The sequence below is a fragment of the Acinetobacter baumannii genome (assembly GCF_009759685.1).
GTDB classification, from domain to species: Bacteria; Pseudomonadota; Gammaproteobacteria; order Pseudomonadales; family Moraxellaceae; genus Acinetobacter; species Acinetobacter baumannii.
Map to the genome: position 1 here is coordinate 922,445 of NZ_CP046654.1, position 19,428 is coordinate 941,872.

Annotated in this window: 16 protein-coding genes and 1 pseudogene; 7 read left to right on the forward strand and 10 right to left on the reverse strand. The window is 39.8% G+C overall.

The features are described from left to right. Window positions 1–1,264: pseudogene (locus tag GO593_RS04385) on the reverse strand (putative DNA modification/repair radical SAM protein). Between the two features lie 172 nt (window positions 1,265–1,436). Beyond that, entirely contained in the window at window positions 1,437–2,621 is a 1,185-nt protein-coding gene (locus GO593_RS04390) for a TCR/Tet family MFS transporter (protein WP_001082090.1), read from the reverse strand. A 369-nt stretch (window positions 2,622–2,990) separates the two neighbouring features. Between GO593_RS04390 and glyQ the strand changes: the two genes are divergently transcribed. The 3 genes from glyQ to GO593_RS04405 all read left to right on the forward strand — a co-directional run bounded on the left by glyQ (window position 2,991) and on the right by GO593_RS04405 (window position 7,078). Then, complete coding sequence (glyQ, locus tag GO593_RS04395; protein ID WP_000085212.1) at window positions 2,991–3,968, forward strand: glycine--tRNA ligase subunit alpha; 978 nt, start codon at window positions 2,991–2,993, stop codon at window positions 3,966–3,968. Then, window positions 3,968–6,037 (forward strand): glycine--tRNA ligase subunit beta, encoded by a 2,070-nt coding sequence (glyS, locus tag GO593_RS04400; protein WP_000033890.1) that lies wholly within the window; start codon window positions 3,968–3,970, stop codon window positions 6,035–6,037. Before glyQ ends, glyS begins: the two co-directional genes overlap by 1 nt. A 78-nt stretch (window positions 6,038–6,115) precedes the next feature. Next, complete coding sequence (locus GO593_RS04405; RefSeq protein WP_000041047.1) at window positions 6,116–7,078, forward strand: COG2958 family protein; 963 nt, start codon at window positions 6,116–6,118, stop codon at window positions 7,076–7,078. Between the two features lie 22 nt (window positions 7,079–7,100). Here GO593_RS04405 and GO593_RS04410 read toward each other — a convergent pair whose 3' ends face one another. After that, window positions 7,101–8,000, reverse strand: coding sequence for a DMT family transporter (locus GO593_RS04410; RefSeq protein ID WP_001018289.1), 900 nt, complete (start codon window positions 7,998–8,000; stop codon window positions 7,101–7,103). Between the two features lie 108 nt (window positions 8,001–8,108). Here GO593_RS04410 and GO593_RS04415 point away from each other — a divergent pair, with 108 nt between their 5' ends. The 3 genes from GO593_RS04415 to GO593_RS04425 all read left to right on the forward strand — a co-directional run bounded on the left by GO593_RS04415 (window position 8,109) and on the right by GO593_RS04425 (window position 10,069). Then, window positions 8,109–8,975: a LysR family transcriptional regulator gene (locus GO593_RS04415; RefSeq protein WP_000355650.1), complete on the forward strand. Its 867-nt coding sequence runs from the start codon at window positions 8,109–8,111 to the stop codon at window positions 8,973–8,975. Between the two features lie 148 nt (window positions 8,976–9,123). Further along, complete coding sequence (locus GO593_RS04420; RefSeq protein ID WP_000644154.1) at window positions 9,124–9,543, forward strand: hypothetical protein; 420 nt, start codon at window positions 9,124–9,126, stop codon at window positions 9,541–9,543. A 94-nt stretch (window positions 9,544–9,637) separates the two neighbouring features. Next, entirely contained in the window at window positions 9,638–10,069 is a 432-nt protein-coding gene (locus tag GO593_RS04425; RefSeq protein WP_001088069.1) for a hypothetical protein, read from the forward strand. A 99-nt stretch (window positions 10,070–10,168) separates the two neighbouring features. On the opposite strand, the gene GO593_RS04430 is transcribed toward GO593_RS04425, so the two are convergent. Together GO593_RS04430 and GO593_RS04435 are read right to left on the reverse strand one after the other, a co-directional pair. Next, a complete protein-coding gene (locus GO593_RS04430; RefSeq protein WP_001190936.1) occupies window positions 10,169–11,524 on the reverse strand; it encodes a S8 family serine peptidase in 1,356 nt (451 codons plus the stop codon). 35 nt (window positions 11,525–11,559) lie between these two features. After that, window positions 11,560–11,868: a hypothetical protein gene (locus tag GO593_RS04435; protein WP_000691034.1), complete on the reverse strand. Its 309-nt coding sequence runs from the start codon at window positions 11,866–11,868 to the stop codon at window positions 11,560–11,562. 592 nt (window positions 11,869–12,460) lie between these two features. Between GO593_RS04435 and GO593_RS04440 the strand changes: the two genes are divergently transcribed. Next, on the forward strand, window positions 12,461–13,222 hold the full coding sequence (locus GO593_RS04440; RefSeq protein ID WP_000783288.1) for a hypothetical protein: 762 nt from the start codon (window positions 12,461–12,463) through the stop codon (window positions 13,220–13,222). Between the two features lie 61 nt (window positions 13,223–13,283). On the opposite strand, the gene astE is transcribed toward GO593_RS04440, so the two are convergent. Genes astE through GO593_RS04465 form a run of 5 tightly spaced genes read right to left on the reverse strand, consistent with a single transcriptional unit; the run spans window position 13,284 to window position 19,365 of the window. Beyond that, a complete protein-coding gene (gene astE / locus GO593_RS04445; protein ID WP_001150814.1) occupies window positions 13,284–14,258 on the reverse strand; it encodes a succinylglutamate desuccinylase in 975 nt (324 codons plus the stop codon). 12 nt (window positions 14,259–14,270) lie between these two features. After that, entirely contained in the window at window positions 14,271–15,614 is a 1,344-nt protein-coding gene (astB, locus tag GO593_RS04450) for an N-succinylarginine dihydrolase (protein WP_000679450.1), read from the reverse strand. Window positions 15,615–15,631: 17 nt separating this feature from the next. Beyond that, entirely contained in the window at window positions 15,632–17,101 is a 1,470-nt protein-coding gene (gene astD / locus GO593_RS04455) for a succinylglutamate-semialdehyde dehydrogenase (RefSeq protein WP_000071652.1), read from the reverse strand. Next, window positions 17,101–18,132, reverse strand: a complete 1,032-nt coding sequence (gene astA / locus GO593_RS04460; protein ID WP_000973732.1) for an arginine N-succinyltransferase — start codon at window positions 18,130–18,132, stop codon at window positions 17,101–17,103. The genes astD and astA overlap by 1 nt, the downstream gene beginning before the upstream one ends. Window positions 18,133–18,150: 18 nt before the next feature. Next, window positions 18,151–19,365: an aspartate aminotransferase family protein gene (locus tag GO593_RS04465; RefSeq protein WP_000437496.1), complete on the reverse strand. Its 1,215-nt coding sequence runs from the start codon at window positions 19,363–19,365 to the stop codon at window positions 18,151–18,153. Between the last annotated feature and the right edge of the window lie 63 nt (window positions 19,366–19,428).

Below are 19,428 nucleotides of genomic sequence, written 5' to 3' on the forward strand. Positions count from 1 at the left end.
CTAAAACCCAAGGCTTAATTGTGGCGAAAGCTGCTGCACATATTTCGACGAGCCTTGCATTAAAATCTGCTGCCGAATAAAACTTGAAGATAGTTCTTTTTGGAATTTTGGACTGTCTTCACAGCGAATAAAGAATTTTGCTCGTTGGTAGGCCACACCGAGTTTTTTAAGTAAATCGATATGGATTTTCCCAAAACGACGAGCCTGCACAATTTTCTTGGCCGATTTCACACCAATGCCCGGTACACGTAAAATCATCTGGTAATCGGCACGGTTTAAATCTACCGGAAACTGTTCAGGATGCCTTAAGGCCCAGCTTAATTTTGGGTCTACATCAAGTTCTAAGTTAGGGTGTTTTTCATTAACGATTTCATTGACTTCAAAACCGTAAAAACGCATCAGCCAGTCACTTTGATAGAGTCGGTTTTCACGAAGCAACGGAGGCGCAGAGCCAACTGCGGGCAAGTAATTATTTTCGTTATTAATTGGGATATAACCCGAAAAATAGACACGTTTGAGTTTAAATTCTTTATAGTGTTTGTCAGCCATAAACAAAACATCTTGGTCTGACTCTTGATGAGCGCCAACAACCATTTGCGTAGTCTGCCCTGCCGGTACATATTTCGGCACGTGCTTAATAATTTGTCGCTCATCTTTCAATTGAATGAGCCGGTCACGAACCAAACCTAAATCTTTTTGTACTTCCTGATGTGATTTTTCTGGCGCAAAAGTTTTTAACCCAATCTCAGTCGGCATCTCTAAATTAATACTCATCCGGTCAGCATATAAACCTGCTTCATGAATCAGTTCAGGCGATGCTCCCGGAATTGTTTTTAGGTGAATATAACCATTAAAGTTTTCTTCAAGACGCAACTTTTTCACGACTTGAAGCATACGCTCCATCGTGTGATCTGCCGATTTAAAAATGCCTGAGCTTAAAAATAAACCTTCAATATAATTACGACGGTAAAAATTAATGGTTAAGTCAACAACCTCTTGCACCGTAAATGCCGCACGTTGGACGTCATTAGAACGGCGTGAAACGCAATAGGCGCAGTCAAAAATACAAACATTGCTAAATAGAATTTTTAAGAGAGATACACAGCGGCCATCTTCGGTATAGCTATGGCAAATACCCGAATGACTGGCATCCCCCAGACCTTTATTTTTGTTTTTACGATCACTGCCACTTGATGAACAAGACACATCATATTTAGCAGCATCAGCAAGAATTTGTAGTTTTTTCCCGAATGCGATCAGACATATCAAACGACTCATTTATGGCATCGTTTAAAAAATATCATTTCGCATTCTTAAATTTAATCCAGTGAAGTACGCTCGGCGTCATGAAGTGACGTTTTAAATTAGAATGATCTAAGGGAGTAGGCCATAGATCTTCTCTATTTAGGATAAATAGAGAGTTTAACTCTACATTACTATCTTTGTTGTACGACTGGCCGGGTACTATACAAAATGATCGGTAAGGTGATCAGGTAAATCAAAATCACGCTCAACCAAATTGCTCCCGGCCATTTTTCCTGAAACTGAAAATAAAGAGTGGAGAAAAACATAGGGGCAATCATAGAGGCCATACTTACCGTAGATGCTATCACTCCCTGAAACTGTCCTTGATGTTCAGCAGAAACCTTTTGAGAAGCTAAGGCTTGTAATGAAGGTGTCCCCATACTCCCTAGCGCAAAAATAGGCATAATAGCAAAAATCATCCAACCATTTTGGGCGAAAGCCATTACAGCTAAAGCCAAACAAGAACAAGCAATACCAGCCAGCACAGCATTACGATTACCCAGTAATCTTGAAGCATGACTCGGAATAAAAATCTGTACCAGCATTTGACATAGACCAAATGCGCCTAGAGAAAGACCTACCCAGAAACCGCTCCACTGAAATGTGTCATGTCCCCATAATGCCCAGCAGACTCCATATACCTCCCCTATGGCACTAAAGATAAAAAAGGTGGTAACAAGTGGAAGTACACCACGAATAGAGCTAATACCAGCAAATATTTTAAAAGGGTTTAATGTAGATAATTGTTTGTTCTCCAAAGTCTCTTTTCGGGATTCAGGCAAAACAAAATAGGCAAATAAAAGATTAAGCCCTGTCAATATAGCTGCCGCAAAGAAAGGAAGTCTTAATCCATATTCACTCAAGAATCCACCCAATACAGGGCCAATAATGAAGCCTGCACCAAACATAGCATTGATTAAACCAAAATATTTTGCGCGGTTATTTTCTTGAGAAACATCGACAATGTAAGCACTTGCAACAGCCATGTTGGCACTGGTGATTCCAGCAATAATGCGACCTACTAGCAATAAAATTAGGCTATGTGAAAAAGTTAGAAAGAGATAGTTAACTGCCGAACCAGCCAGTGAAATAAGTAAGACTGGTCTACGTCCCCATCGATCACTTAAAGCTCCTAATAAGGGAGAGAAGATAAATTGCATGGCCGCATAGAGACTGGCCAATATACCCATATATACAGCAATATGAGTACTATGCGTCATATCTTGTAGTAATAAAGGAAGAATCGGAAAAATAAGACCGATACCAATAGCATCTAAAGCAATAGTTGCAAAGATAATAAATAAAGATCGATTCATAAAGCGTCCTATCGAAAAGTCAGGCACAGTAAATGTGAAAACCTGTTAACGATGCTTGATAACAACTCAAGCCCTGATGAACGCTGGCCGAATCTTAAAGATTGGGATATGTGTCGACTGAGTATTTTCTAGTGGAAGAGAAATGAAACTTAAGTCGATTTTTCGCGATTTTTTATCGTAACAATAAAAAAGATTACGGGTGGATATTATCATTAAAATGATGTGGCTAACAATTACCCCAACAGGATTATGGAAATATTAAAGTTTTAGTTACCGCCTCAATAATTTCCTCCGCATTAAGCCTTTGCCACTCCCCCACAAAATCCTTATACTTAGGGGCAATTTTTCTCATAAATTCGTGGATGCTACATGAGTCGCGCCATCTCGCACATTGATACATTTCAGGGCTTAATTCTTGCCCTACAAAACTATTGGGCCGAACAAGGCTGCGTCGTACTACAACCTTACGACATGGAAATGGGCGCTGGAACATTCCACACCGCAACATTCTTACGTGCTTTAGGGCCTGAGACTTGGAATGCTGCATACGTTCAACCTTCACGTCGTCCAAAAGATGGTCGCTACGGTGAAAACCCGAACCGTTTGCAACACTACTACCAGTTCCAAGTGGTACTTAAGCCAAACCCAGACAACATTCAACAGCTTTATCTTGATTCTTTAAAAGCAATCGGGATTGACACGCTTACTCACGATATCCGTTTCGTAGAAGACAACTGGGAATCTCCAACTCTTGGTGCTTGGGGCTTAGGTTGGGAAGTTTGGCTGAACGGTATGGAAGTGACTCAGTTCACTTACTTCCAACAAGTTGGTGGTGTTGAATGTTACCCAGTAACAGGCGAAATTACTTACGGTTTAGAACGTCTTGCAATGTACCTTCAAGGCGTTGACTCGGTTTATGACCTTGTTTGGACCAAAGGCCAATTTGGTACTGTGACTTACGGCGACGTATTCCATCAAAATGAAGTTGAGCAATCGACTTATAACTTTGAATACGCTCCAGTTGACAAACTATTTGAACTATTTGATTTCTACGAGTCAGAAGCTAACCGTTTAATGGAAGCTAAACTTCCACTTCCAGCTTATGAGCAAGTGGTTAAAGCGTCTCATACCTTTAACTTGCTTGATGCACGTGGCGCAATTTCTGTAACTGAGCGTCAACGTTATATTTTACGTGTACGTACTTTGGCGCGCGCTATTGCACAAAGTTATGTACAAGCACGTGCAGAGCTTGGCTTCCCAATGGCAGAACCACACTTACGTGATGAAGTATTGGCACAGCTAAAAGCACAAGCTGAAAGTGAAGCAGCAAAGGCGGAGAAAAACTAATGAGCAAACATACTGTTTTATTCGAACTTGGCTGTGAAGAGCTTCCACCAAAAAGCTTAAAAACGTTACGTGATGCACTACAAGCAGAAACTGTAAAAGGCTTAAATGAAGCAGGTTTAGACTTCGCATCTGTTGAAGCTTATGCCGCTCCACGTCGTTTAGCGCTTAAAATTGTAGATGTAGATGCTGCTCAAGCGGATACACAAAAACGTTTTGACGGCCCTGCTGTTCAAGCAGCTTACGATGCAGAAGGCAAACCGACTAAAGCACTCGAAGGCTTTATGCGTGGTCAAGGTATTACAGTTGATCAGCTTTCCACTTTCCAAGCAGGTAAAGTTGAAAAAGTTTGCTATTTAAAAGATGTGAAAGGTCAAAGCCTTGATGCTTTACTTCCACAGATTTTACAAACTGCGTTAGATAATTTACCAATTGCTAAGCGCATGCGTTCTGCTGCAAGCCGTACCGAATTTGTACGTCCAGTGAAATGGGTTGTCTTACTCAAAGATGACCAAGTTATTGAGGCGACTATTCAAGATCACAAAGCTGGTAATGTGACTTATGGTCACCGTTTCCATGCACCTGAAGCTGTGACCTTAGCGCATGCAAATGACTATTTAGCTGCGTTAGAAAAAGCATATGTTGTAGCGAACTTTGAAAAGCGTCAGGCAACCATTCAAGAACAAGTGAAAAAGTTAGCTGATGAAGTGAATGCAACTGCGATTGTTCCAGCTGACTTACTTGATGAAGTAACAAGTCTAGTTGAATGGCCTGTGGCTTTACGTGCAACTTTTGAAGAACGCTACTTAGCTGTTCCTCAAGAAGCTCTTATTACGACAATGCAAGACAACCAGAAATATTTCTGTTTGATCAATGCGGAAGGTAAATTGCAGCCTTACTTCATTACTGTTTCAAATATTGAGTCTAAAGACCCGACTCAAATTATTGAAGGTAACGAAAAAGTTGTTCGCCCTCGTTTGTCTGATGCTGAATTCTTCTTCTTACAAGATCAAAAGCAACCGCTTGCATCTCGTAAAGAAAAATTAGCAAACATGGTATTCCAAGCACAGCTTGGTACGCTTTGGGACAAATCAACACGTATTGCAAAACTTGCAGTTGCATTATCTTCAATCACTGGTGCAAACCCAGCTGATGCTGAAAAAGCTGCATTACTTGCTAAATGCGACTTAACCTCTGAGCTTGTTGGTGAATTCCCAGAGCTTCAAGGTATTGCGGGTACTTACTACGCACGTATTGAAGGTGAAAATACTGAAGTTTCAGAAGCTTTAGGTGAACAATACTTACCAAAATTTGCGGGTGATGTTTTACCAAAAACCAAAACAGGTACAACTATTGCCCTTGCTGACCGTTTAGATACGCTTGTTGGTATTTTTGGTATTGGACAAGCGCCTACAGGTTCTAAAGACCCGTTTGCTCTTCGTCGTTCAGCAATCGGTATCTTACGTTTAATTATTGAAAATGAGCTAGACGTAACAATTGAAGAGTTAGTAAATCTTGCGCTTCAAGGTTATGGCGATATCGTTAAAGACCATGACAAAACTCGCGCTGATGCTGTTGCGTTCTTGGAAGGTCGTTACCGTGCTAAGTATGAAGACCAAGGCGTTGCTGTTGACGTCCTTCAAGCAGTTCAAGCTCTTGCACCAAAATCTCCACTTGATTTTGACAAGCGCGTAAATGCTGTTAACCACTTCCGTACATTACCTGAAGCTGCTGCACTTGCTGCTGCAAACAAACGTGTTGCTAACATTCTTGCAAAAGAAGCAGCACCAGAAGGTTCTGTCGTTGAAGCGAACTTGGTTGAAGATGCTGAAAAAGCATTATTTGCTGAGCTTCAAGCAGTGACACCTGTGGTTGAACCATTACTTGCAGCAAAGGACTATACTGCTGCCCTTTCTAAGCTTGCAGCACTTCGCGCGCCGATTGATGCATTCTTTGATGGTGTAATGGTTATGGCAGACGATGCTGACCTAAAAGCAAACCGTTTACGTTTATTAGCTCAGTTACGTAACTTGTTTACTGCTGTTGCTGATGTGAGTGTGTTGCAAGGCTAAGCTCTGTAATTCATTGAAATAACTTAGAAACCCTGCTAATAATAGTGGGGTTTTCTTTTTAAACAGATCTACTCAAGTATGTCTAAGTTATCACAAACGCAAAAAGTCGCAGAATTCTTAAAAACGTATCCAAATAAAAAATTTAATGCACGAGAGATTGCCGAATCTATCATTCAAAAATATCCAGAAGATTATGACCAAAAAAGGAAAAATAATCGTTTTGAATCAGAAGCAGACTTCTTACAACAAATTGTCCGTGAAATTAGTAGCGGAGCAAAAACCAATATTCTAAAAATATCCCCACATATTCACCTACAAGATCAACCTCGGCCAAGACAATTCTGGTTTGATCCCCACACAATTTATGAAGCAAACCATAATATAAATTCAGATATTAGCGAATCTCTTTTAGACAGTTTAGAACCTGAAATTAATTTGCCAATTATAAAGTCTGGGAATTTATCTGAGCATGATTTATACCCTATTCTTACCGAATTTCTAAAGTCAGAACTCAATTTATATTGCCTCAGAATAGATGAAAAACGATCTAAGAATTCTCGAGGACAAAATGGTAATCAATGGTTGCATCCCGATATTGTTGCCATGCAACCTTTAGACAGACACTGGAATGAACCAGTTAAAAGTTGCGTTAAACACGGTTCTGGACAAAATGTTCGCTTATGGTCATTTGAAGTAAAAAAAGAACTCAATAGCACAAATATTCGTAGTAGCTTCTTTCAAGCTGTAAGTAACTCAAGCTGGGCAAATGAAGGATATTTAGTTGCAACCTCGATTTCTACAAGTGATGTTGAAGATGAACTCCGTATGTTATCTGCATTACACGGTATTGGTGTCATTTTATTAACACCAGAAAACCCAACTGAAAGTGAAATTTTATTGCCCGCACGCAGACGAACAGAAGTTGATTGGCAATCTATTAATCGTATTGTGAATGAAAATGCTGACTTCAAAAATTTTATTGAGCTTGTATCTATCTATTATCAAACTGGTCGTATTCGTACACAGGATTGGAACCATTAATAGGAAAGGAGAAGGGTACCCATCACACCCCTTTCTTTCTCCCCCAATTCATCCACACCAAACTCCCCACAATAATTACTCCACCTAGCAGCACCATCATTGATGGTTTTTCATTTAAGAAAAGAACCGCCAAACTCATGGCGACAATCGGCGAGCAATACAAAAAATTCGATGCAATCGTTAACGGCATATTTTTAAGTACATAGCCCCAAAGTACATAAGCCATCGCACTTGGAAAAACACCTAATAAGACAACCGACATATTGGCCTGCCAAGTAGCATGTAAAATTTCACTAGGTAAATGAGCACTATAAAATAGTAAAGGAAGGGTCCCGAACCAAATGATGTAGCACATCATGCTCAAGGCATCATAATTTAAGGCAAATTTTTTATATAAATTAAAATAAATCCCCCAGGCGATTGCAGCTAAAACAATCAACAAACTATAAGGGCTCGGCATACCAAAACCATGATCTCCGCTGACCACTAACACGGCGCCACAAAGCCCTAGCAAAATACACAACCACTGTTTGAACCGAATATGCTCTTTAAAAACCAAAGCTGAAATAATAAAAGTGAATAGCGGAATAGATTGACTCAAAATACTAGAAGCGACAGCAGTTACATATTGCTGCCCCGTATTGATAAGCAAATGATGCAGCGTTACAGAGAAAAACCCTAATACGGCAAGCGCAGGAACATCTTTCCATTTTAAAAGCTGAATCCCTTTTTTCATGACTAAAAGCAGCAAGAAAACCGATGCAATCAAAAAGCGAAGCAAGGCAATGTGCTGCGGTGTATATGAATGCAAAGCACTATGTACACCAATAGGTGAATAGCCCCAACAAAAAACGGTTACAGCAATACATAAGTAAAGCTTAAATGCTGGAGGCTGGGTTTCGGCAGCAAGAGAAATTGCCATGTTAAATCTGCACTAATGAAATGGAACTCTTTCATCATATGCGTATAGATAGTTGAATAAAATTAACTTATATTGAGTCAAATATTCATTAAAAGTGAATGATTAAATATGGATATTACCCAGTTAAAAATGTTTCAAACCGTGGTTGAATGCGGAACCATGGCTAAAGCATCACTACAACTACATTGCGTACCCTCCAATATCACTACACGCATTAAGCAACTTGAAGAAGAACTAGGCGCACCGCTGTTTTATCGTGAAGGTAAAGCTTTAAAACTCACCCCATCAGGAGAAATCTTTCTCGATTATTGCCATAAAATTTTAGCGCTATGCGATGAAGCGAAACGGAGTATTCATCCAGATGCACCTCCCTCTGGCCCACTAAAAATTGGAGCAATTGAATCTTCTGCCACAACTCGCCTGCCCAACTTACTTGCAAAATATCATCAACGTTATCCAGAAGTTTCTATTCAAATTATTACTGGCACATGGAAACAGTTACTAGTCGATATTTCTCAGCACAAACTTGATGGAGCAATTGTTGCAGGCAATATTGAGTTTCCTATGCTGAATAAACTCAGTATTTATCAAGAAGACATGGTCTTAATTGCATCTCACTCTTTGGGAGAAATTCGTTGCCAAGAAGATTTGATTGGTAAAGAAATTTTTATGTGGACTGAAGGCTGTCCTTACCGCGCAGCTCTTGAAGAATGGCTTAAACTGAAGAATATCTCTCTCCCTATCACCAGTATTACCAGTTACGCCACCATTATTGGGTGTGTCAGTGCGGGTTCTGGCGTGGCGTTAGTGCCTAAGAGTATTTATGAGCAATATAAAAATTTAGCGCATATTCAAAGTTATAAATTCGAATACCTTGCCTTTATGCAAAATCATTTTTTCTGGCATAAAAATGTGAGTAACCATAAAGCGAGAGACATGTTTATAGAATTGATTAAGTCTGAGTTTTGTTTATAAAGCATTTGGGTAAGGATGCTATTCCCTTCAAATGATGATTTCTCGTAATCAAATCGTATGGGTTTTATCTCATGTCTGCACAAGATTTATTTTTAACAGTAAGATCAGCTATCTATATTTTGATAGTCATTGGGGAGATTAATCCAAAATGAAAGCCATAAAAATTTTATGTATTACAAGCTCTATCTTGGTTTCATCATCTCTCTTTGCTGAAACACCTCAACCTCAACAAGTGAATGAAGCAACCTCTAAGACAATGCCTTATGGCGATAATCCAAGCTTAGGCCGCGTACTGTTATACAAAACAGGAAAAGGAATTCAAAATTTAGGAGATTCTATTCAAGGCGCTTCTGAAAAAACTTCAAATAAAATTAGTGAAAAATGGAAAGATACGAAAGAATTTACCGCCGAAAAAGCAGAAGTTGTTCAACAAAAAGCGGATACAGCCAAAGTATTTACTGAACAGAAAATAGAACAAGCTAAGCAAAATATCACCAGCAGTAGAAACGGTGAAAATATTCCAATCGAACAAGGTGAGCTAAGTAAATCTAGTACGACTGCCAATTAAGATTAAACCAGATTAGCGCGATCATATCGCGCTTCCAAAGAAACACACTTTAAAAAAGACATACATCCACTACAAAGAGCTAGGAACCTGCCTTATGAACAGTCAAAAACTTCTCTTTTCTACCCTGTGCTGCTTAGCATTAACTGCATGTGCAACTACCGCACCTCTTTCTTCTTATCCTCAGGCACAAGTTTTAGAACAAGATACCAATATCGAAGCTTATCCAACCACCACAGGCAATGTAGCCAAGCTCATTAAACACGATAAGCAAGCTTGTATGATTGAATTTACGGGTTATTTAGGTGGTGGACAAGTAACTGAACATTGGATTTTTAATAATAAAGGTCTGATTTCAGCTCAATCATTTACAGAACAATATCCAGACTCTTCTGGCATATTAAGTCAAGCGACCAATTCGACAACCAAAAGCTCTACCACTTTTAATATCCAAGATCCCGAAATTCAAAATAATTTCAAAAAACTTCAAAGTAATTTTAGTAAAGACAACTTAGCAAAGTGTGATTAAGGCTTTTTCATAAAAAAACTCGTTGCAGAAGTTATCTTTTGCAACGAGCCATAGCCATTTAAATTTTTTGGACCTAATAAAAAATTATAAATATGCTATTTAGTTAACGGTTAAACCATTGGTTGCCGCCAGTAAATCAATCCGTGGGAAAACCAAGCCCGTTCTTGAGTCAGTAATAGGTTTACCCGTAGCTTTTAACCGACTAATGGTTTGATCGATACTTTCAGTTGGACTCACACTATTCGCTCTCAATAGAGCAATCGCGCCTGCCACGTGTGGCGTCGCTTGAGAGGTACCGCCCATGGTATAGCCACCTGCGGTAATCATTGCACCCGGCGCCAATAAAGTCACAAGGCTTCCCCCATTACTAAAGCAGGCTACCTTATCTGCTGCTGTAGTTGGGTCAGAACATTTCACGGGGTTACCCCATGACACACCACCAATATTACTATCATAAACAGCACCTACCCTTACTGCCCCTGCCACACAAGCAGGAGATGAAATGCCGTCAGGGAAGGCATCATTACCAGAGGCTACAACCGGAACCACGCCAGCAGCTCGCGCATTGGCAAATGCTGTTCCATAACTACTATCGCTACACTCAGAGGTATATTTGACTCCTGGCACGCCAAGGCTCAAATTCACCGCTTTAATATTATAGGTTTGTGCATTGTTTACAGCCCAGTTAATCCCCGCGAGAATATCACTATCATAAGCGGTGCTTACCCACTTACCTTGCGATCTGACCTTTCTAAATACATCAATACCAATAATTTTAGTTTTAGTAGCGACTTTCGACACAATAGCGGAAACGTTACTGCCATGCCCATCATCATCCAAAGTGCCATCATCTGGTGCACTATCAAAAGAATAAACCACGCGGCAAGTACTTGATGGAGTATTCACAGCGGTACATCCGAAATCTGAATGTAGATAATTTACCCCTGTATCCAGCACAGCAACACTAGATCCCTCCCCCGTAAAACCATTGGTATTGGCTTGTGGTTGATTAATCAAAGGCAAACTTTCAGTAGTTGTAGTACGGTTAATACGGTTTGGATAAACTGCTTTAACGTTCGGATCATTTAATAAAGATACTAAAGCCTCACGGTTACTAATCCGATAAAAAGCTAAAGGCAGGTTATTGTAATCCCGAAGTACTTGTACACCGCCGGCACGATTAAACCTTGTCTGAAGATTCTTTTTATTTGTAGCAATATAACTTCGCCGTTCTAAACCAGAAGGTACGCTCGATGAAGGAATATTGTATTCGACAATTAAATCGTTTGAATCATTACTAACCAAGGCATCTAAATCTATTTTACCTTGGAATACTTTTTGTTTTGCTGCTTGAGTTAACCGCTGTTTGGCCCCTTTGGAGTCCAAAGGAAGAGCGGACGCAGTTGTACTGAAAATTGTACATAGACCTAATAGAAACAACGTTTTACTTTGCATTATTTTTCTCCGTAGTTTTTCAACTAACAATTTGCTTATTTCGCTTTTATTTCATTTGCTGGATCTTTTTCTGGATCAATCGGTTGAATCGAAGGATCACTTTTTGTGTCATAAAAAGGAACGGTATCTGCTGATACCGATTGAGAGTGATTTGAATTTAAAGATACGTTTTTAGGTTGAGTAGGCTCCTTAAGTTTAGAAAGGGAAGATGAAGTATCTGGTTGTGGTGAATTCGTCTCATGTAAAGCAGAATTGAATACATCAGATGCACCGCTTGTGGGTTTGAAATAAAGAACAACGGCGATCAAGCCGACTATTACAAGTAAGGAAGCTATAATTTTCATCATTTAAGATCTCTGTTCTTTTGTTTATAGACATCTATATTTATTTTTGATTATTCGAAATAAAGAGACATTTCTTGAGTTACATTTCATGTGAAATTTCTATTTCATAAAATGTATAAACATGAGAAAAGCTAAAATATCTTTTCTCGAATAAGCAAAAATACAGTTCTGCCCTTTACGTTTATATTTCTGGCAGAATAAGGTTCAAAAAAGTGCTAAAAAGCACCCTATTCTCATAATAAGCAATTATTATGCCGTTTCCTCTAATAAATAACGAGAACTACATCACATTTATAGATATAGGCATGTATCACATGAACAACGATAGAAAAATTTAGGAGATGAAGGTTAAAAAGCTGTAAGATGAAAATAGGACCAGCTTAATAAGAATAACTAAAAAATAAATGTTCTTTTTCACTTTATTATTAATTTTTATTAATCTTCACAATTTATCCCTAGTCTGTTTACTCAATGTAACACTGTTGTAACGTTTTGATGAAGTGAGTTCCCAAGCTCATATTTCCTTAGCTATGATGCGATTGCGTTTATGAAATACCTCACTAAAAGGGTATATTCTTTGAAGGATATCGCAATGAAAATGATGAAAACAGCTATCGTTACTGCAAGTGTACTTGCTTCTGCCTCTATTTTTGCACAAAGTGCGGGCGTTAATGCAGGTGCATCTGCTCAAGTCAACGTACAACCAGGTGGTCTTGTTAGTGGCGTAGCCAATACAGTCAAAAATACTGCACATACTGTAGGGAACACAGCAAAACATGCTGGTCATGTAGCTGCTGACACAACCGTTAAAGCTACAAAAAAAACAACAGGTAAAGTAACTGAACTTTCTTCTAAAGCTGCTACTGGCACTAAACATGTAGCAAGTGAAGCTGTAACTGGTACTAAACATTTTGCTACCGAAGCTGCTACAGGTACAAAAAATTTAGCGACTAAGGCTGCAACTGGCACTAAAAACCTAGCAGTTGAAGCTAAAGCAGATACAAAAGCACATCTTGATGCTGTAAAAACTAAGGTAGCAGAAAAACAAGCTGACCAAAAAGAATTTACTGCTGAAAAACAGGCCGATGCTCAAGCACGCGTAGATGCTGTTAAAGCTCGTGTAGCACAAAATCAAGCTGAGCAAAAAGAATTCGTTGCTGACACTAAAGCTGATGCTCAAGCAAAATTAAATGCAGCTCAACCGGCTCATGGAGTTAACGCTCAAACAGGTGTAAACGTTGGTGTTAATGTTGCTGGTATTAATGCAAATGCAAACGTAAATGCAGGCGCTCAAGCGACTACACAAAAAGGCGAAAAGAAATCTTTTATTAAAGGTCTTTTCGGTACTAACTAATTAAGTTAGCAATAAAAAAGGGCGATTCATCGCCCTTTTTTATTTGTCTAAAATTAACTATTCAGATTGTTTCAGTTAAAACCAAGCCTGCACGTAAACCAATCTTCACATTCGGGTTTGGAAATAAAATCCAGACCTGATCTTGTTCAACTACATAGTTACCAGAAGGTTGAGTCGCAATGATTTCGCCTTTAGTAAAAGTTGAAAAGTTGGGAGCCTCAGCAGATAAATTCAGGTGGAACTCTTCATCTTTTTTTATTAAAGAGTCAGATACCTGAAACACACGAATTTTTGGTTTATTACGCACTGGTAAAGCTTGCTCAGAAACCACGTTACGAATGACTTCATCAATTGAAGCAAATTGACTCAAGTCATTTTGTCCAAATGGCAATGCTTTGCCTAACTCTAAAGTTGCACTCGCCGCCTTAAAATTCTCACTCGTAAAATGGGTAAACGTTTTACCTATCGCATTATGATAAACCAAAGCATCCAAATCAGCTGCTTCAAGACTTGCTGTTAAATCAGCATCATAGCCATGTGTTTGATATGGAAATAAAGCAAATGTTGGTAATAATGAAGCCCGAATTGCGGTGTGCAAATCATAATGATAACGTTTTGCCTGACTCGAACTTTCCTGAAAGAAAGTGGCAACAGTCTGCTCTAAAACCTCAGCACGCTTAGATTCTTCAGTTACAGGCAGATTTTTATACCCACCACAGAACATACGGTTTACATCGTCATGTACATAACGCTTGCCTTGACGCATCGCATAGGGATTACCCAATACAAGCAATAATCTCACCGCAAGCTTTAAACGCCCAGCAAATAAATCGGTGCAAAGATGAGATAGCAATTCAATTGGTGCCGTTTCATTTCCATGTACTCCAGCTGACAGTACGACAGCTTTGTCGTACTGCGCATGTGGTGTACATTCAAGAAGTCCCTCACCTAACCAACGCCAAGAAAAATTTGCTTGTTTTCCCTCGCGCGTTGCAGGTTGCTCACCTTGTAAGGTTAATGCTAGAAAATCTTGCATGTCACCTCCTCATTATTTTTGGAAAGGATAAACCGAACCTAAACCTAAAATTTTAGTCAGTTCATCAAGTGCCATACGGCTTTCCATGAGTAAATGCGGATCTGCCAAATCTTCTTGTGCTAAACGATCGCGATAGTGTTTATCTACCCACTGATTAAGTGTCATAAACAATTGATCATTCATGAGAACTTTTGGATTTACGGCATTTAATTCGGTTTCATTTAATGCTACACGTAAACGCAAACAAGCCGGACCACCACCGTTACGCATACTTTCACGCAAGTCATAAACCTGAATTGCATCAATTGGTGTACCCATTTGAATCATGTCATTCAAATAGCTCCATACTGCAGCATTTTGGCGAGACTCTTCTGGCACAACAATGGTCATTCCACCATCTGGACGAGTCAAAATCTGACTATTAAATAAATATGTTGCAACAGCATCGTCCACAGTCACACGGTTTTCAGGCACTTCAATTGAAATAAAGTCTTCACCGATGCTTGCCATTTTCTGACGAATTTCGGCAAATGCCTGATCTTGATTTAAAAATGCATGTTGATGGTGGAATAAAACCTGCTGGTTACTTACCGCAATTACATCATTATGGAAAACACCCTGATCAATCACATCCGGGTTTTGCTGAACAAAAACGGTATGTGCTTCATCTAAACGGTGCAATCGTGCAATGGCCTCGCTCGCTTCACGTGTCTGACGTGCAGGATAACGTTTTGGTCCCGGTAAACCATTATTTAAATGTTGTTGACCATAAACAAACACCTGAACACCACGTTTAGCATAATCACCACCTAAACGATTGTGATTTGCTGCCCCTTCATCACCGAACAAAGCCACTTGCGGTAAAGCTTCATGGTGTACAAAATGACGTTCATTTTTAAAGATCGCTTGTAAAACTTGGCTTGTAGTTTCAGCTTCAATTGAACGGTGAAATTTATTGTTCAGGTTAGCCGCTGTAAAATGCACGCGCTCATCTTGGCTATCAGCCGAAGGTGAAACAGTCGCAGCATTTGCAGTCCACATTGGAGAAGCTGAGCTTAAAGATGACAGTAGCTCTGGTGAATAACGCATTGCTTGAGCCACAACACTAATGTCATCTCCGGTAAAACCTAAACGGCGTAACATCGGAACATGTGGACGCTCATGCGGAGCAAGTACACCTTGTTTCATCCCCATGTCAGCCAAAGCTTTCATTTTTAATAAGCCTTGTTTCGCCGCCAATTTTGGGTTAGACAAATTATTGCGGTTTTTGGTCGATGCTTCATTACCAAAAGACAAACCCGCATAGTGATGTGTTGGTCCCACTAAACCATCAAAATTTACTTCATATCCTTTCATTTTTTCTTTCCCTAGTGTTAAGGCAACACAATCCCTGGAGATAATTTTTCTGGCAACGTCAAGCTTTCACTTTCGAGTGAAGCCATTGGCCAAGCACAGTAGTCAGCAGCATAAAATGCACTTGCACGGTGATTACCTGAAGCTCCTACACCACCAAATGGTGCTGCACTCGATGCACCTGTTAATGGTTTGTTCCAATTCACAATTCCGGCACGTGCTTCAATGAGTAAGTCATCAAACAATTCACGTTTTGGAGAAACCAAACCAACAGACAAGCCAAAACGAGTTGCATTAGCAATTTTTAATGCTTCATCAAAACTGTCATAACGCTGAATAGTGGTAAGCGGACCGAAATATTCTTCATCTGGAATACCCGCTACACCTGTTACGTCAATAATGCCTGGAGTAAGTAATGAGCTGTCTTCTTGAGGACGTGTCATTGGCAACAAGCTTCTTGCACCAAGCTCAAGCAACTTTTGCTGGGCATTCATCATGTTTGTTGCAGCAGCCGATGAAATTACGCCGCCCATAAATGGTTGTTGCTCATCGTTCCAACGACCAACTTTTAAGTTTTTAGCAACCTCAACAAAACGTTGAATAAATGCATCGCCTTGCGCACCATTTTTTACCAAGATACGGCGCGCACATGTACAACGCTGCCCTGCCGAAACAAATGCAGATTGAATAGTGAGGTTAACAACAGCATCCATATTTTCGATTTCATCGATAATCAATGCATTATTGCCGCCCATTTCAAGCGCAAGAATTTTCTCAGGAGCACCCGCCATTTGTTTGTGTAGGTGATAACCTGTGTTTGCGCTTCCGGTAAATAATAGGCCATCAATTTCATGTGAGGCAGCTAGCGCTTCACCCGTGGTACGACCACCTTGCACCAAATTCATTACACCATTTGGCAAACCGGCTTGTTGCCAGAGTTTTACAGTTTCTTCAGCAGTCCAAGGCGTTAATTCACTTGGTTTGAATACAACTGTGTTACCAGCAAGTAACGCAGGAACAATATGTCCGTTCGGCAAGTGGCCCGGGAAGTTATATGGACCAAAAACTGCAAGTACGCCATGTGGACGGTGACGTAAAGATGCCACACCATCTGCCATTTCAGTTGAGCTTTCACCGGTACGTTGGTGATAAGCACGAATCGAAATTGCAACCTTGCCAATCATTGACTGAACTTCAGTTAATGTTTCCCAAAAAGGTTTACTGGTTTCTTGGCTAATCACTTCTGCTAAAGGCTTTTTATTTTCTTCAAGCAAAACTGCAAACTTTTCTACAATCGCCACACGCTCAGCAAAAGGTAAACGCGCCCACGCTGGGAATGCTGTACGAGCAGCTTGGCAAGCTTTCTCAACATCACTAGCCGTAGCTTCAGCGCCTGACCATACAGTTTGGTTATCAACCGGGTTAGTTTTTACAAATGTTGTACCGCTGCCTTGTAACCAGACACCGTTTATAAATAAAGAGTTTGACATCAGGATACTTCCATAGGATTTAGTGATAACACACGAACAGCGTGACCTTCTTGTACACCGAGTTTTTCAGCTTGTTCATGCGTTAAATTTAAAGTGTTATCTACGAGATCAAGCTTCAATAACATGGCCCGATAGTCGTGGTAATTATCATTGGCAACAAGGTATTGTGTTTTACCCACTGTTGCCTCATTGGTAATTTTGACGTTTAAGAGTTGACTTTCTTTGACTGCACGCAACTCATCAATATTGGCTTCAATAGTTGGACCCGCATCAAAAATATCGACATACCCTTGATAACGTAAACCTTCTGATTCAAGCACATGATAAGCAGGCAAAGTATGTGGATGCATTTTTCCAATCACTTCTTGCGCATCTTTTGGCAAAAGGTCAACATAGACTGGAAAACGTGGCATCAGCTCGGCAATAAAAACTTTTTGGCCAATACCACTTAAATAGTCTGCAGTTGAGAAATCCATATTAAAAAAATGGTGCCCAATCGCATCCCAAAAAGGTGAACATCCATTTTCATCAGAGTAGCCACGCATTTCCGCAATTAGTTTTTTCTCAAAATATTGCTTAAATGCTGCGATAAACATAAAACGGATTTTCGATAAAAATTTACCGTTTTGATTTTCACGGCGCTCCGGATCTAAAAATAATGTACAGAGCTCACTACTTCCTGTTCTGTCATTACTTAAAAATAAAGTCGGTAATGATTTATAAACGTTTAATGCTTTTGAAGCGTGTACTTGTGTTCCCACATGAAAGTTGTACCAAGGTTCAATTAAACCTACAGCAACCTCAATTGCACTTACACCAATAACACGTTGAGCTTCGGTATCTTCAAGAACAAACAAATATCCCTGTTCACTCTTATGAACATTGCCATTTAAAGTATTGCGAGTACGTGAAATTCGAGCCGAAAGCGTATCCATATTTTGTGGCAAGGAAGTCAGGCCAACACCTGACTTACCCGCTAATTTATAAATATCTTCAAGGTCTCGAAACTCGGCATGACGGACAATCATCATGGCTAGCTTTCCTTTTTTTTATTTAGCCAACTTTGCCAAAGCTCTTTTTAAACGAGCAATCCCTTCATCAATATCTTGTTCAGGAATAATTAGAGAAGGAGTGAAACGAACCACGTTAGGTCCTGCGATTAAAGCGAGTAATCCTTCTTCGCCTGCCCATGTGGTAATGTCTTTCGCTTTACCTGCATATTCAGCTTTTAGTACACAGCCAATCAATAAACCTTGACCACGAATTTCATCAAATACTTGATATTCAGCATTTAAAGTATTTAATGCATCAAGGAAATATTGATGACGGTGTTTCACACCTTCAAGTACTTCTGGTGTATTAATAAACTCAAAAACTGCACCTGCAACTGCACTTGCTAACGGATTACCACCATAAGTCGTACCATGTGTACCTACAGAAAAATGCGGTGCGAACTTATCAGTTGTTAACATTGCACCGACCGGGAAACCACCGCCCAATGCTTTTGCAGTCGTAAGTACATCCGGAATCACACCGTAGTTCATGTAGGCATAAAGTGCACCTGTACGACCTACACCAGTTTGTACTTCATCAAAAATAAGTAAGGCACCGAACTGATCACACAGTTCACGTAAACCTTTTAAAAATTCGATGTCAGCAGGAATAACCCCGCCCTCACCTTGTACAGGCTCCACAATTACTGCACAAGTTTGTTCATTTATGACTGCTTTAGCTGCTTCTAAATCATTATAAGCAACATGGCTAATACCGTTTGGAAGTGGTGCAAAGTCTTGTGAATATTTTGGTTGGCCACCTGCTGAAACGGTAAATAAAGTACGGCCGTGGAAAGCATTGTTAAATGCCACAATGCCACTTTTACCTGCAACACCGCTGTCGAGTCCAACTTTACGCGCAAGTTTTAATGCTGCTTCATTCGCTTCTGCACCTGAGTTACAGAAGAAAACCTTGTCTGCAAATGTATTTTCGGTGAGTTGTTTAGCAAGGCGTAGTACTGGTTCATTGGTATAGCCATTACCAACGTGCCAAAGTTTTTTTGCTTGTTCTGTTAACGCATTGACTGCCACTGGATGCGCATGACCTAATGCATTTACTGCAATCCCGCCTGCAAAATCGATATATTCTTTATTTTCTTGATCCCAGATACGTGAACCTTCACCACGTACCGGAATGAAATTTGCCGGTGCAAATACTGGAACCATCCAGTCATTAAAGTTGCTTCGAGTTACAGAAATTGGCTGTTCCATGCTTACCTCAGTATCTATTTAATTTATTTAATCTGTCTTACTGTCTTTAATTTAATTCATTTA